The organism is Corynebacterium sp. HMSC14H10 (assembly GCF_001807105.1).
Classification (GTDB): domain Bacteria; phylum Actinomycetota; class Actinomycetes; order Mycobacteriales; family Mycobacteriaceae; genus Corynebacterium; species Corynebacterium jeikeium_D.
Map to the genome: position 1 here is coordinate 1 of NZ_KV787428.1, position 14,546 is coordinate 14,546.

Consider the following 14,546-nt stretch of genomic DNA (forward strand, 5'->3'; position numbering starts at 1 on the left):
GTGCTCAAAGTGTCATAAACCTAGTCACTTTCTCCGCGGGTGAGCGCACCCGCTAGTCTTGAGGCATGACTGAATCGGCGCGCGAGGAGCGCAAAGCGACTGGGACCTCTTCTCAGACGAAGAGGCGGCGGCGGAATCGTCGCCGTTCTCAACGCGCGTCGTCAGCGGGCGCGAAAACACCACCAACAGCACCGGCTTCCACCACAACGGACGCAGCCACGACCAACGCAGCTACACCGGCCTCAACCACCACCGGCGCGAGTACCGCTGGCACACCCACAACGGCCACAACCACACCCGCCACGGCCGAGACCGCCGCAACAAAGGCCGCTGACGAGCACAAACAGTTCTCGTCGGCGGAGGAAGCTCCTTACGCAATCGTGTCCATCCAGGCCACGGGCATCCACCCCAAGACGTCTCGGCTGGTCAGTCTGGGAGTATCCACCGCCGACAGCAGCGGCAACATCGTGGACACCTGGCATGTCGTCATCAATCCCACCGAAGATCCCGGCCCGACACACCTCCACGGCCTCGAGCCCGCGGACTTCGAGGGGGCTCCGAAATTCGGGGTGATCCAGGCCAAGCTCGCGCACGCGCTCGATGGACGCACGTTGGTTGCTCATAATGCGCCGCTGGTCTGGGGTTTTATAGTTGCCGAGGCCAAGAGGGCCCGTCGTCAAGCGAATCGTGAGCGATCCGCGCGGAATAAGCGGGGGCGTCGTCGTACGCGCACTCGCGTCGCGAGAATTCCGGCGCCCGCACGGATTGCCGATACGTTGGAAACGGCGCGCCGCCAGGGCAAACGGCTTGACGACGCACGCCTGCGCGCCGTCGCGCGCGCCTATGGCCTCGATGTGCCTTCGCCCGAGGCATCGATTGCTGGCATCTCGGTGCCGGAGCGAGTGCGGACGTTGGATGACGTCACCACCACGCTTGCGCTGTTCCGCGCACAGGGCGGGCTCGATGAGGGCGCAACCCTGAACATGTACACGCCCGACCAGCTGCGCGAAGACATTGTGGGCCTGCAGCGCTCGGCAGTGCGTGTCGACGCGATGGAGGCACCGCGCCCCGTGGAGAACCCCGGCCGCTATACGCCGGGGCGGAAGCTCGCGGAGGGCATGGAGTTCGTCGTGGCGCCAGAGGTGTCGCTGGACCCGGATGAGCTGATTGCGGCGGGCGTGCGGGCTGGGCTGGCCTACTCGGAGAAGGTCACCCGAGAGTCATCGGTGCTGGTGTGTAACCGACCTGCGGATGTGACTCCGGATCAACTGACGGGCAAGGCCATGCATGCCCACCGGAAGGACATTCCGATCGTTTCCGATGAGGCATTCTTGCGGCTGGTCGGAGAGATGTCGCCGGCCGCTGTGAAGGACGAGGCTAACGGCTGACTCGGTGGCTGCTCATTGGGTAATTGCAGTGGCACTGGGGCAACGGGCCTGCCGGATAGTCATCTTGTGGAGTCTAGTTTGCAGGCGTTAAGCCCCAGGACCGCGCTGATTCTGTGACGGTTGGAAGCGACAACCTTATAGATAAAGCTCCACAGTTTTGTCAGTGGCGGGAAGAGCAGGAATGTGCCCGCACATCGGAATAGTGCCTTGGTGCCGCCCTCACGCAAGGCGATACCTATCGCCTCGTGGCCGTACCGAAATTCTCGGCCGCTCTTAGCACCAGGTTCACCGACTGCTGCTTCGGCTGGGATTGTGGCGACCGCCGGGGTTGGAAGCATGGCGACCGCCTCAGCTGAGATGTGTTGACGAACTTCCTCTGGCAAGGACTGGTCTTCGGGACTAGCACCAATCATGCGGACACCACTGAGTTTGGCCAGAAGGGTCACGCTTGCCTCGCAGAACCCACAATCGCGGTCGTAGTAGAAAGTGATGTCAGGGTTCATCATTTTTCGGCGGCCTTTTTATACAGACTCTTGCCATTAAGTTTGGTGTGCTCAAAATTGACTAGGACATCAAATTTCTGGAGGTCTTCCCAAATTTCCTTGGCTTGCCCGCGCGACCCAATAGAGCCCGACTTCACGCATTGCAGTAGCACGTGCTCGGTATTGAAAATGTATCCAGCTTCTTGCTTCCGCGCTAGCTCACAGGCATCACCATCATCCATGATGAGCGCAGTGGCTACGCCCTTACCCTGATCTTTCGCATAAAGACAATGGGCGATAGCGATGTACTCTCCCAGGTGTTTAGCTTTGCCCCCTTGAAAGGTATAGCCAGGACCAGAATAGAGGCGAACATAGGGATAAAGTTTTTTGTGGTCATCGTCGAGAACTTCGACATTCGGGTGCCCCAGAAACCAATCCCAGTGTCTCTTTCCGCAGTTGAAGCGCCGTTTATCCAATTTGCGTTCGACTTCATTTTTGACTGCTCCTGGAATGCTGATGGTCTTCTTGCCTGCGAAGTCGAGCAAATACTGGTGATTCTTCGAACATACGAAATTAAGAAGTACGCTTGTATCAGCTATTAGGAGGTAACCAGCCATCGTTTATTGGGCGCTTTCTAAACTATCGGGACCATCGCCGAAGAAAGCGTCTAGTTCCGCGAAGGGATCTGCTTCCGTGTCAGCCGCATCCTGATTCTGCACATTCGCATCATGCCTCAATGGCGGTAACTGTGACTGCGATGCACTTATCAGCTCCTTCACCTCATCGACACTGCTCATTTCAGCAAAAGCAATGCTGGGAAGGTCGACTATCCCCTGTTCGTAAGCGCGATATACGTCTTTCACCAACCGCGCTGATGGTTGCACTAGTTCGGAGACCTTTACCGCGCGGTCATAGTCAGCTTTCCAGCCATACCGGGCAGCCAGCGTGGGAGCTGATACACCTTTCAGTTCTTCCGATTGCCCTTCGCTAATGAGGTCTGCGCGCCTCATCTGAATAAGTGCGACTCGCGGCGAAATTTGATACTTGCGAACGACATGGGACAACGCAGCAAGGACGTCACCTCCACCGATAAGCTCGCCGAGGTTCTGGTCTGTTTTCAACCCATCAGTTGGGCAGAGCACATTACGAGCGAAGGCATCAGCACGAACTTCCTGATAATCACGCTTGCCACAGGCGTATATTCCAGGCTCAGAGTGCTCATCATCTGCAACGATTTTCGAGGACTCGAAATCATTGGAAACAAAATGCCCAATTTCATGCGCAACGGTAAACCGCTGACGGTAAGGAACGGATGACTTCGCAATTCCAATGACTGTCGCTCCCGTCACGGGGTCACGCAAAGCAAGTGCATCAACATTGGCTGGTAAATCCAGAATCATAAAATCTGCATTAACCAACTGCATAAAGCCAGCGATGTCGGCGATTGGATCATTTCCTAGGGTGTGCTTCTTGCGGAACTCTATAGCAAGGTCGAGCCCCTCCTTGCTCGCACTGCACATGGGGAACCCTCCTTAATTTTGAGTTAGCAGCACTCGAAGCTGCAGGTAAGGCAAAAGCATCTCCCGCGCTCCCTTAACACTCGCGCCATCCTGTGAAGTGCGGGCCACGGCCTGCACACGCTGGCTGACCGGGTTTTCCTCCACAAGTTCATCCAACGGCACGCCAAGAGCCCACGCAAGCGCCATAACCTGCTCAAGTGAGTAAGTCGCCTTGCCATTTTCCAGGCGACTGACTGCAGATTGCGACACCACACCATCGGTGGCGTCAGCCAAATCACGTGTGGTCATGCCACGATTTGTGCGCAACTGATGCAAGCGCGCGCCGAAGAAGTTGCTTTCTGTATTAGCCATACCTCTTCCCCCTTATCTGCTAGTGGACAGTATAGGGCAACACATGAATCAAAACAATAATTCTTTGATTCAGTGCTTGAATTCGATTCCTCAAATACGCTTTCTCACCTCGGTAATCTCCTTCCTCTCTTCCGCCGCATGACCGCCTAATCCCCGAAGATCAACATGATCGCAATCACCTCAAAGTTCAGATTTCAAGGCTCCGCAGGGAGACCTCCCACAAATCCCATCAGGCCTCACAGGCCTGCTTCTTAGGCCTAGCCCTTTCGTGCGCGTAATATTTACACACATGACAAATGGCACCTCTCCGCAATCGCATTCCGCTGATAGCGCGGATGCCAGCCCGCACGGTACTGCTTCGAGTGGCTCCCGCGACTCGAATAGTTCTCGTGGCCTGCGCGGCACCGGCGCCCGCCTGCGCGCCGGCCTCGCCACATCCGCCGCTCACGCCGCCACCTGGGCCTCCCGGAAGTCCGGTCGCGGCGCGGGTGGCATGATTGGTGGCCTAATTGCGCAGAAGATTGACCCGCGCATTCTGGCTTCCCTCGGCAAGGGACGCCCGGCCGCGATCATCACTGGCACCAACGGCAAGTCCACCCCCACCCGTATGTTCGCGGCCGCCATGCGCGCCGCTGGCCACAACGTGGCCACCAACGAAGGCGGCGACAACATGGACGCGGGTATTATCTCCGCGCTGCTCGCCACTCCCGATGCGGACAGCCTGGTCCTGGAGGTCGATGAGCTACACGTCCCGCACATCGCAGAGGATCTGAAACCGCAGGTCCTGGTGCTGCTGAACCTTTCCCGCGACCAGCTCGACCGCGTCGGCGAGATCAACAAGATTGAGGCCACACTCCGCGCTGCGGTGGACGCTAACCCGCAGGCGACGGTCATCGCCAACTGCGACGACCCACTCATCGCATCGGCTGCGTGGGATGCCAAGAAGGTTATTTGGGTCTCCGCGGGCGGCGGCTGGACCAACGATGCCACCTCCTCCCCGCGCACCGGCGGCCCTATCATCCAGGACGGCCACGACTGGTATGCCGTGAAGCCACTCCCGGACGGCTCGGAGTTTAAGCGCCCTGAGCCGGACTACCGCATCACTGCGGAGGGAGTCATCACGCCTGCTGGCGACACCCTGCCGATGAACCTCACACTGCCGGGCAACGCCAACCGCGGCAACGCCACCTTGGCAATCGCGGGCGCTGTCGATATGGGCGCGGACCTGGAGAAATCCCTCCGGGCCACCGAGACCGTCGACAACGTTGCAGGCCGCTACTCCACCATGGTTGTGCGGGATGACAAGGGCGCCGAGAAGCACGTGCGCATGCTGCTGGCCAAGAACCCAGCCGGCTGGCAAGAGGCGCTGTCCATGGTCGATCGCACTGCGGATGCAGTGGTCATCGCGGTCAACGGTCACGTCGCCGACGGCGAGGACCTGTCCTGGCTATGGGATGTCCGCTTCGAAGACTTCGACGGCATGGATGTGTTATCCGCGGGCGAACGCGGAACTGACCTCGCGGTGCGGTTGCTGTATGCGGGCATTGATGCGAGGTTGGTCGCAAATCCGCTGCAGGCGATCCGGTCGTGTGAGGCGCGGGGGTCGTCGTCAAGCGTCACCCGAGTTGAGGTGCTGGCGAACTACACCGCCTTCCGCGATCTGAAGCGCGACATCGAACGAGCACAGGAGGAAAAGTAAATGAGCGAGCTGTCTATCGGTCTGATCCTCCCGGACGTGCTGGGCACCTACGGCGATGATGGAAATGCGCTGGTGCTGCGACAACGCGCGCGGATGCGTGGGATTGACGCCGAGATTGTCCCGATCAAGCTGGGCGACGCCGTCCCCACCGACCTGGATATCTACACCGTCGGCGGCGGCGAGGACGTCGCACAAACCATCGCGGTGGAGCATCTGATCAATGACGGCGGCATCAAAAAGGCAGCCGAGGCCGGGAAGCAGATCCTCGCGATTTGCGCGGGCTTCCAGATCTTCGGCAATTCCTTCCGCGCGGGCGGACGCGACGTCGCAGGTCTCGGCCTTGTCGACTGCACCACCGATTCACTCGAGTCGCGCGCGATCGGCGAAATCTGCACGCTCGTCGATCCCACGAACGGTTTGCTTGACGACGTCGACGCCAGCCCACTGACTGGCTTCGAAAACCACATGGGTCGCACGACCCTGGGTGCCGATGCGAAGCCGCTTGGTCGGGTTGTCCGTGGCGTGGGCAATACCGGCCCGGAAGTGGAGCAGGCGGACTCCGGGATTGCTCCGGGAGTGGACGTCTCTTCACTCACACCGACCGGTGACGCCGAGGGCGCGGTGCAGGGTTCGATTATCTGTACCTACCTGCACGGACCTGTGTTGGCTCGCAATCCGCAGCTGGCTGATCTTTTGCTGGCCCGCGCTACCAACCAGGACCTGTCGAGCCTGGCTCCGCTAGACCTCGAGGTCGTGGATAAGCTGCGCGAAGAGCGCATCCTGTCCAAGCCGCGTCCGAAGAGCGAGCGCTAGTTTTGTAGTTTCGCGCGCGGCCGGTTGGAGGCCTTAGACCTTCAGCCGGCCCGTCAGCGCGCGGGACAGGGTGAGTTCATCGACGAACTCCAGGTCCCCGCCCAGTGGCATGCCGGAGGCCAACCGAGTGACCTCGAGATCCGGGAAGTCCCGCAGCAGCCGGGCCAAATAGGTGGCGGTTGCTTCGCCCTCGGTGTTGGGGTCAGTCGCGATGATGACCTCGTGGATTTCTGGGGGTTGGGTCTCGTCGACGTCGTCAAGCACGCCTGCGATACGTTGCAGCAGCGTGCGGATATTGAGCTCGTTCGGACCGATGCCGCCGAGCGGATCGAGCGCCCCGCCGAGCACGTGGTAGCGACCGTTGTACTCCCCCGTGCGCTCGATGGCCTGGATATCGCGCGCCTCTTCAACGACGCACACCAAACCTCGGTCGCGCCGTGTATCCGAGCAGTACTGGCACACGTCGGTTTCCGAAATATTGCCGCAGACCCGGCAGAATTGCACACCCTCGCGCACCCGCCCCAGCGCGGATTGGAGTCGCCCGATGTCCTCCGGCTCCGCCTTCATCAAGTAGAAAGCGATACGCTGAGCTGACTTCGGGCCGATGCCCGGCAGGCGCGAGAACTCATCAATGAGATCTTGGAGTGGTCCCTCGAACAATGATAATTACCTACAATTACTGGTCTGAAAAGCTAATTTAGAAACCGAGGCCACCGAGACCGTCGAAGCCCTGGGACAGCGGGCCCATCTTCTGCTCTGCCAGCGACTGCACCTTAGCGGTAGCGTCCTGGAAAGCTGCGAGGACCAGGTCCTGCAGCCCGTCGACATCCTCCGGGTCTACGACCTTCGGATCAATGGCGATGTCCGTGACCTCGCCCGAGCCCTGCATAGTCACCTTGACCAGACCGCCACCGGCCTCACCGACGATGGTGGAGGCGACGATCTCCTGCTGTGCTGCCTGCAGCTGCGCCTGCATCTGCTGTGCCTGCTGCAGAATTGCGTTCATATCTGGCTGAGTCATAACTAACTTTCCTAACTATTGTGCTTTTTACGTGCTGATTTATAGTTACGCGCACGCTTCTAAGGCTCATCGCCCATGCTTTACGACGCGCATCGCCGCCCCATTCTAACGGCTCTAGCGGTCTTCTAGCGGTTTGGCTCCCAGCTCCTTTTCCAGCATCTCCATGACCACGTCCTTTAGCGAGCGGTGATCGAGAGACCCGACCTCGTTCGCGGCCTCGAAATACTCGGAGGTGTCCTCTTCGTAGTTGTTGTCCTGCGGGGTTTGGGGAACCGGGTTGTAGTTGGTGTTGGCGTTGGAGTTGTAGTTGTAGTTGGACGGGTTGCGCGAACCGTAGCTCTCTGTGCCCTCTGCGCCCTCTGGTGGAGCGAACTCCTCCATCGGCTCTGGTGGCAGCGGGACGCCGCCGAAGCCCGAATCCTGATTGGCCTGGGCCTGAGCATTTGCTTGAGCGTTTGCTTGCGCATTGGCCTGGGCCGCGCGCAGGAATGACTGCGGCTGGTTTGGCTGCTGCGGCTGTTGCTGGGCCGGGTTCGGGTTTGGTTGAGCTGGCTGGCTTGGTTGGCTTGGCTGATGTGGCTGTGCCGGCTGGTCGTGACCTGCCTGCTGTCCCATTTCAGCACGCTTGGCGGCTTCGATTTTGGCACGGCGCTCAACAACGGATGCGTATGCCGACGACCGCTGCGGACCTGGCTGCGGCTGCTGTACCTGCTGCTCAGATGTCTCTGGTTGCGCTGGTGCTGCGAGTGTCGGTGCAGGGGCGGTGTCGTTCGGCGAGGACGAACCTCTTGACGACGAATCATCCTCCCCGGAACCACCATTAGTAGCTGTTGAACGCGGTGCGCGCGGGCGCGTACCGACGACACAGTGCACCTGGCCGTTGAAGCCCGTCACCTGCTTCACTGCAGCGGACAGCGCCTGAGCGTAATCAGGCGTATTGAGCCTGGTAGCGAGCGCTCCTGTGCTGTGCCCAATGACGAGCGTGTCGTTTTCGACATCGAGCGGTACCGCCTGCTCGGCCAGCACGCGAATGGGGAACGCATGCTGTCCGTCGACAGCCGCAAGGATGTCCTGCCAGTGCTCGCGGATTTTCTCGATACCGGCGGGTGCAGGTTCGGGCTCCGGCTGTGCTGGTTGCTCCGGCTGTGGGGCCTGAGTTGGCTGTTCAGAGTGAGCTGTCGAGGCAGAGACAACTGGCTCTTCCTCGACAATCGACATCGAGCCGCCTTCCCCCTCACGCTCGCGGGTTTGCTGCTCACGCTCCTGCGCAAGCTGCGCCCGAGTCTGCTGCTCGCTGATGCGGGCATGCTCCGCCATCTTCCGACGGAACTCACGAATCTTCTCCGCCTGAGCTTCTTCCTCGGACATCGGCTGCTCAGCCGGTTCAGACTGCTGCGGTTGTTCGGCCTGCTGAGGCTGTTCAACTGATTCGGCCTGCGTAGGCTGTTCAGGCTGTTCAGGCTGTTCAGGCTGTTCAGCGGTCGCAGTAGGTGCTTCTGGTGCAGGCTGCGGCTCAGTCACCGACTCCTGCGACACCGGTGCCGCTGCCGCTGGTGCAGGCTGCTGCTGAACAGGTTCAGGCTGGGACTGAGGCTGCGACGGTGTCTGCGCTGGCGCTGCCTGCCCAGCACGACTGCCCTGGGTCTGCGCACCCTTCTTACGCTGGGCATTCCGCTGGCGCCATGCCTCACGAGCCGACTGGCCAGACTGCATCGGCGAAGCATCGGCCTCAGCCGCACCCGACCCCGGCCCCGCATCGGAAGACACCGGTGCCGCTGCGGGGGTTGCGGCCCCCGAGCCGTCGGCAAGCGCGGGCCTGCCGTGCTCCAACGCTTCTACGCGCTGCAGCAGCGACTCCACGGAGTCTTCGGTGGCGGGCAGGAGCATGCGCGCACAGAGGACTTCGAGCAGCAGGCGCGGCGACGTCACGCCGCGGAAGTGCCGCAGACCATCAGAGAGCACCTGCGTGAAGCGCGTCAGCGTCGCCGGGGGAATTGTCCCGGCCTGCTCCAGGACACCGTCGATTTGGCTCTCCGGGATCTCCACCAAGCCCTGCTCCAGCGCATTCGGCACTGCGGACAGCACCAGCAAATCACGCACCCGGCCAAGCAGATCCGAGGCAAACCGCGCCGGATCCTGACCCGACATAATCACACGCCCGACCACGCTAAACATGGCCGCACGATCGCCCGCTGCCAGCGCCTCAATCGCATCCGTGATGATCACGCTGTCAGTGACACCGAGAATGGCCGCAGACGTTTCATAATCCACGCCATTGGTGCCGGAACCGGCAATGAGCTGATCCATAACCGACAGCGAGTCACGCGGCGAACCACCACCGGCCTGGATGACCAGCGGATACACGTCCGGCTCTACCCGCACGCCCTCGGCCGTGACCACACGCTCAAGCAGCCCGCGCATATCCGGCGGAGTCAACAACCGGAACGGGTAGTGATGCGTACGCGAACGAATAGTCGGCAGCACACGCTCCGGCTCCGTGGTCGCAAAAATGAAGATGAGGTGCTCCGGCGGCTCCTCCACAATCTTCAAAAGCGCATTGAAACCCGAAGCGGTAATCATATGCGCCTCGTCAATAATGAAGATGCGATAGCGCGACTCCGCCGGCTGGAAGATAGCCTTTTCCCGCAGCTCACGCATATCTTCCACACCATTGTGGGAAGCCGCGTCCAGCTCAATAACGTCCAAATTGCCCGGACCGCCCGGCGCTAGCGCACGACACGACGCACACTGGCCACACGGTGTGGCCGTCGGCCCCTCCGCACAGTTCAAACTGCGCGCCATAATGCGCGCCGACGAGGTCTTGCCACAGCCACGCGGCCCGGAGAACAAATACGCATGGTTAATGCGGTTGGGACGCCCCTGCGCATCCCGAGATTCCAACGCCGCCGACAGCGGGTCAGTTACGTGCCGCTGCCCCACCACTTCGGCGAACGATGCCGGACGATACTTCCTATACAGAGCCACGTGCTCAGCCTACCTTCCACCCCGGATCGGCTAGTTCGAACCCTCCTGGGAAACAACCGACTCACGGCACCAATCCCGCAGGTCAGCATCTACTTCGGCCAACTTCTGCATCAGCGCCTGCGGCCCCTGCTGCTCATAAAACACCAGCTCCGCATCCGTAATTGGCACCAGTTGCGTCATCGTGGTCATGCGTCCCTGCGGGGACTCCACATCACCCTCATGCAGGCTGATCTTGCCCGGCATCTCGGACACATTCGGCACCCCGTCGCTCCACACATACGGCACCGTGCACAGCACGTGCGCCACGGTAAAGGCCACGCTTGCCGACGACTCCCCTACCTCGGCCACCTGATCGGCAGCCAGCCGCACCGCATTCGGAATAACACGGCCCGGAATTGGCGACAGGAACTCCGGCTCTTCCTCCACCAGCGCTCCCGCGGCCGCGACCATGGTGGCCACGGGAAAATCAGCGTATGCGACGGAGAAGAGCTCCACGCGGATATCCGTCTTTGCTGCGCCGGTCAGACCACAGTAGTTGCGGCCCAACTCCACGGTGGCGGCTGCCGTTTCCGGACGACGCTCGTTCGCTTGGCCGTCCGGCCCGTCGTAAAGCGAGAACTCAGCGACCCGAAGCGGAGCCGAATCGTGTTCCTGCCCGTGCCGACCACTGCCCGGCAGCTCCGTCACATACTCGCTGACCTGGGGTTCTCCGGGGAAAAGCCCGGAGATCCAAAACTTCGTCTCTTCGAAGTTCATATAGTCCTATCCCGACCTACCTGGCCTGCTTAACCTACGCAGTCGCCTTCTCAGCGGCGGCGAGCAGCACACAGGTAGCGACGCCATCCATAGCAACCTCGAGCTCCTCCATCGGAGGCAGCGACGGTGCCAGGCGGATATTGCGATTATTCGGATCCTGCTTCAGCGGGAAGGAAGAACCAGAACCGGTCAGCGCAATGCCGGCCTCCTTGGCCAGCTCCACCACGCGACGAGCAGTGCCATCGACCACGTCGAGGTTGATGAAGTAACCGCCGGTCGGCTTCGACCACTCTGCCACGCCGTACTCCGACAGGCGCTCATCCAGAATCTGCAGAACCTTCTCAAACTTCGGAGCCAGCGAACCTGCATGACGACGCATCTGCTCACGCACGCCCTCCGCGTCACCGAAGAACTTGGCGTGAGCCAACTGGTTGACCTTGTTCGGGCCAATGCCGCGGATACCAGCGTGCTTGAGGTAATCCTCCAAGTTGGCGTCCGAGGAAGCGTAGAAAGCAATACCAGCGCCTGCGAAGGTAATCTTCGAGGTCGAGCCGAATGCCCACACGCGGTTCGGGTTACCGGCCTCTTCCGCCCACTTAATGACGTTGTGGATCTCCGGGAACTCATCCGTCAGCGTGTGAACCATGTAGGCGTTATCCCACATCAGACGGAAATCCGGGGCAGCGGTTTCCATTTCAACCAGACGGCGGCAGACCTCAGCGCTGTAGGTCACGCCCGTCGGATTCGAGAACATCGGGACATTCCACATGCCCTTAATCTGCGGGTCGGAGGCCACCAGCTTCTCCACGACATCCATATCCGGACCGTCTTCGTTCAACGGCACCTGGATCATCTCAATGCCAAAGTGCTGCGTGATAGCAAAGTGCCGGTCATACCCCGGAACCGGGCACAGCCACTTCAGCACCGGCTCCTCGTTCCACGGGCGCTCCGAGTCGACATTGCCGAACTGCATGGCCCACGAAATCAGGTCAAACTGGATGTTCAGGCTGGAAGCATCCTGTGCCAGGACGTTTTCCACCGGCAGATCCAGCAGTTCCGCCCAGATAGCGCGGATATCAGTAATGCCTTTGGCGTTGCCGTAATTGCGGACATCCTCCCCAGAAGCCGAAATGTAATCCGGCGCCGGGAGACCCAGCAGGGCGTTTGCGAAATCGAGCTGCTCCGACGACGGCTTACCACGAGTCAAATTCAGTGCGAGGTTACGGGACTTCAGTTCCTCATATGCCTTCGCAAACTCATCCTTGTGTGCCGCCAACTGCTGAACATCGAAGGAATCCACGGCCATGGTGTACGCACCCTCCCAGGTATCGGACATAAGTTAAAACCTGACAAAACTGGCACGGAAAGCTTTTTCCCCGCGCCGCATCCGGCTTTGCAACCAAGTGTAAGGCATACCCCGGATTGGGATTTCTACAACTTCCCCGACAGCGCATCCAGACGCTGCTTACTCGGCCCCTCCAAGCCGATAATTTCTACCTCTTTGCCCCGGTCAGCAAACTTGACCCGCACGGAATCTAACGCCGCCACTGTGGAGGCATCCCAAATCTCAGCCTCCGACATATCGATGACAATCCGCTGCGCAGGATCGGTGTAGTCGAATTGGTACACCAGGTCGTTACTGGAGGCGAAGAACAACTGACCCCGCACCTTGTACGTCCGGGAGTGGGCGCTGGGGTCGTCGTCAAGCACTTCAATCCTGACCAGGTGAGCGACACGGCGCGCGAACATCAGCGACGCCACGACCACACCCAAAATCACCCCGATGGCGAGGTTATCCGTCGCCAGCGTGGCGATGACCGTCACCAGCATCACCGCCGTCTCCGAACGCGGCATCAGGCGCAACGTCCGCGGGGAAATCGAGCGCCAATCGACTGTGTCCACCGACACCACGACCATCACCGCAACCAGCGCCGCCATCGGAATCACTCCAACTGCAGAACTGAGCAGAAGGACCAGAATGAGCAGGAAGACACCGGAAAAGAGCGTCGTCAAGCGAGTGCGTCCCGACGATTCCTTCACACCCACCATCGTCTGACCAATCATCGCGCAGCCAGCGATACCGCCGAAGAAACCGCCCGCGATGTTCGCCACACCCAGCCCCCATGTCTCGCGGGTCTTGTCCGAATGCGTGTCGGTGATGTCGTCCACGAGCTTCGCCGTCATCAGCGATTCCATGATGCCGACAATCGCCACGCCCACCGAATACGGCGCAATCAGCTGCAGAGTCTCCCAGGTCAGGGGCACATTCGGGATCAGCAGCTGCGGGAGGGATTCCGGGAGCTCGCCCATATCGCTCACGTTCGGCACGCGCCAATTCGCCAACACCGCAACAAGCGTGACGACGATCACCGTTACCAGCGGAGCCGGAATCGCGGTGAACACGCGGGGCAGGAACACCATAATCGCAATACCCAGAGCGACCAGCGGATATACCAGCCACGGCACATCGATGAGATGCTCCAGCTGCGCAGTGAAAATGAGGATGCCCAGCGCGTTAACAAAGCCAATCATGACCGCGCGCGGAATGAAACGCTGCAGCTTAGCGATACCCAGCGCCGCAAAAGCAATCTGCAACACACCCGCGAGCAGCACCGTTGGAATGAGGTAATCCATCCCGTACGTCCGCGACAACGGCGCGACGACGAGCGCAACCGAACCAGCGGCAGCAGTAATCATGGCCGGGCGGCCACCCGTAAAGGCAATCACGATGGCCATAATCACCGAGCTAAACAGCCCCACCGCCGGGTCCACGCCCGCCAGGATGGAAAACGAGATGACCTCGGGGATTAGCGCGAACGACACCGCAGCACCGGCCAGCAGCTCGGTGCGCAGGCGCTTCGGTGAAGAAACTGCGAACCGGAAGGAGTCCCACACGCCCATTGGCGCTGGGGTTTCTCGGGTTTCTGGTGGTCCTGGAGTTTCTAGCGGTTCTCGTGTTGTCTGTGGTGGCACTCGCGTGTCGTCTGCATCGCTCATGCACAGTATTCTTCCAGACCAGCGAACGCGACCACTTGTGGCCAAGGTATTCACCTATCGATGCGCTGCAGCGTGGCCATAAGTGAATAGCTCATCGATAGGTGAAATGGCCTGGCCAATATCGCGGGGATAAGTGCCGAAAAAACATCGATAGGTCACAGGAAACCGCCGACAAGTGCCCGAAACCTAGCCATAAGTGCCAGAAGAACGCCGGGGATAAAAAAAGGGGACCCCACGCACCCGTCAGAGCTCGCTGACCCTTGCTGCATTCCTGCCCTGGGGGAGTTCACGAGATGGACGCCACATGGGATCCGTGAAGACAGCCTACTACAGGCCCAGGCAAAAAGTCACACTGCTAGCGCTCGCCGCACCGTTCAGCGAAGAACTGCCACACTAATCAGCGCGCTGCCACCACGGATTCGTCACCAGTTTCGTGACAGCATTCATGACAGCATTCATGACAGTTCCCCGCCTCCCCGCAGCCCCCGGCATATACTGCAAATCCGGGTTAAGTAAAGAAAAGTGTGTCCGCAT

Annotated in this window: 13 protein-coding genes and 1 other RNA gene; 3 read left to right on the forward strand and 11 right to left on the reverse strand. The window is 60.3% G+C overall.

The features are described from left to right. Positions 1-65: 65 nt before the first annotated feature. Complete coding sequence (locus tag HMPREF3135_RS06830; RefSeq protein ID WP_083280632.1) at positions 66-1,388, forward strand: exonuclease domain-containing protein; 1,323 nt, start codon at positions 66-68, stop codon at positions 1,386-1,388. A 59-nt stretch (positions 1,389-1,447) separates the two neighbouring features. On the opposite strand, the gene HMPREF3135_RS06835 is transcribed toward HMPREF3135_RS06830, so the two are convergent. The 4 genes from HMPREF3135_RS06835 to HMPREF3135_RS06850 all read right to left on the reverse strand — a co-directional run bounded on the left by HMPREF3135_RS06835 (position 1,448) and on the right by HMPREF3135_RS06850 (position 3,741). Then, positions 1,448-1,894: a thiol-disulfide oxidoreductase DCC family protein gene (locus HMPREF3135_RS06835; RefSeq protein WP_049190150.1), complete on the reverse strand. Its 447-nt coding sequence runs from the start codon at positions 1,892-1,894 to the stop codon at positions 1,448-1,450. Then, positions 1,891-2,415, reverse strand: a complete 525-nt coding sequence (locus HMPREF3135_RS06840) for a PIN domain-containing protein (protein WP_141737768.1) — start codon at positions 2,413-2,415, stop codon at positions 1,891-1,893. The genes HMPREF3135_RS06835 and HMPREF3135_RS06840 overlap by 4 nt, the downstream gene beginning before the upstream one ends. 75 nt (positions 2,416-2,490) lie before the next feature. Beyond that, positions 2,491-3,390 (reverse strand): ImmA/IrrE family metallo-endopeptidase, encoded by a 900-nt coding sequence (locus HMPREF3135_RS06845; protein ID WP_049193463.1) that lies wholly within the window; start codon positions 3,388-3,390, stop codon positions 2,491-2,493. A 12-nt stretch (positions 3,391-3,402) separates the two neighbouring features. Next, positions 3,403-3,741, reverse strand: coding sequence for a helix-turn-helix domain-containing protein (locus HMPREF3135_RS06850; RefSeq protein ID WP_049190157.1), 339 nt, complete (start codon positions 3,739-3,741; stop codon positions 3,403-3,405). Positions 3,742-4,030: 289 nt separating this feature from the next. On the opposite strand from HMPREF3135_RS06850, the gene HMPREF3135_RS06855 reads away from it, so the two are divergent. Then, positions 4,031-5,440: a MurT ligase domain-containing protein gene (locus HMPREF3135_RS06855; RefSeq protein ID WP_246818319.1), complete on the forward strand. Its 1,410-nt coding sequence runs from the start codon at positions 4,031-4,033 to the stop codon at positions 5,438-5,440. Then, on the forward strand, positions 5,441-6,253 hold the full coding sequence (locus HMPREF3135_RS06860; RefSeq protein ID WP_005511887.1) for a type 1 glutamine amidotransferase: 813 nt from the start codon (positions 5,441-5,443) through the stop codon (positions 6,251-6,253). 33 nt (positions 6,254-6,286) lie between these two features. On the opposite strand, the gene recR is transcribed toward HMPREF3135_RS06860, so the two are convergent. The 7 genes from recR to ffs all read right to left on the reverse strand — a co-directional run bounded on the left by recR (position 6,287) and on the right by ffs (position 14,328). Continuing rightward, positions 6,287-6,913, reverse strand: coding sequence for a recombination mediator RecR (gene recR, locus HMPREF3135_RS06865; RefSeq protein ID WP_005511888.1), 627 nt, complete (start codon positions 6,911-6,913; stop codon positions 6,287-6,289). A gap of 37 nt (positions 6,914-6,950) precedes the next feature. After that, a complete protein-coding gene (locus HMPREF3135_RS06870) occupies positions 6,951-7,274 on the reverse strand; it encodes a YbaB/EbfC family nucleoid-associated protein (RefSeq protein ID WP_005511884.1) in 324 nt (107 codons plus the stop codon). Between the two features lie 114 nt (positions 7,275-7,388). Next, on the reverse strand, positions 7,389-10,259 hold the full coding sequence (locus HMPREF3135_RS06875) for a DNA polymerase III subunit gamma and tau (protein ID WP_070438850.1): 2,871 nt from the start codon (positions 10,257-10,259) through the stop codon (positions 7,389-7,391). Between the two features lie 30 nt (positions 10,260-10,289). Further along, positions 10,290-11,015, reverse strand: a complete 726-nt coding sequence (locus tag HMPREF3135_RS06880) for a suppressor of fused domain protein (RefSeq protein WP_070438853.1) — start codon at positions 11,013-11,015, stop codon at positions 10,290-10,292. A gap of 34 nt (positions 11,016-11,049) precedes the next feature. Beyond that, the gene (locus HMPREF3135_RS06885) at positions 11,050-12,321 is read right to left on the reverse strand and encodes an aspartate aminotransferase type Ic (RefSeq protein ID WP_210384707.1); all 1,272 of its coding nucleotides are present in this window, start codon (positions 12,319-12,321) and stop codon (positions 11,050-11,052) included. Between the two features lie 125 nt (positions 12,322-12,446). Then, a complete protein-coding gene (locus HMPREF3135_RS06890; protein ID WP_070438855.1) occupies positions 12,447-13,916 on the reverse strand; it encodes a SulP family inorganic anion transporter in 1,470 nt (489 codons plus the stop codon). Positions 13,917-14,233: 317 nt separating this feature from the next. Beyond that, positions 14,234-14,328, reverse strand: an RNA gene (gene ffs / locus HMPREF3135_RS06895) — signal recognition particle sRNA small type. Between the last annotated feature and the right edge of the window lie 218 nt (positions 14,329-14,546).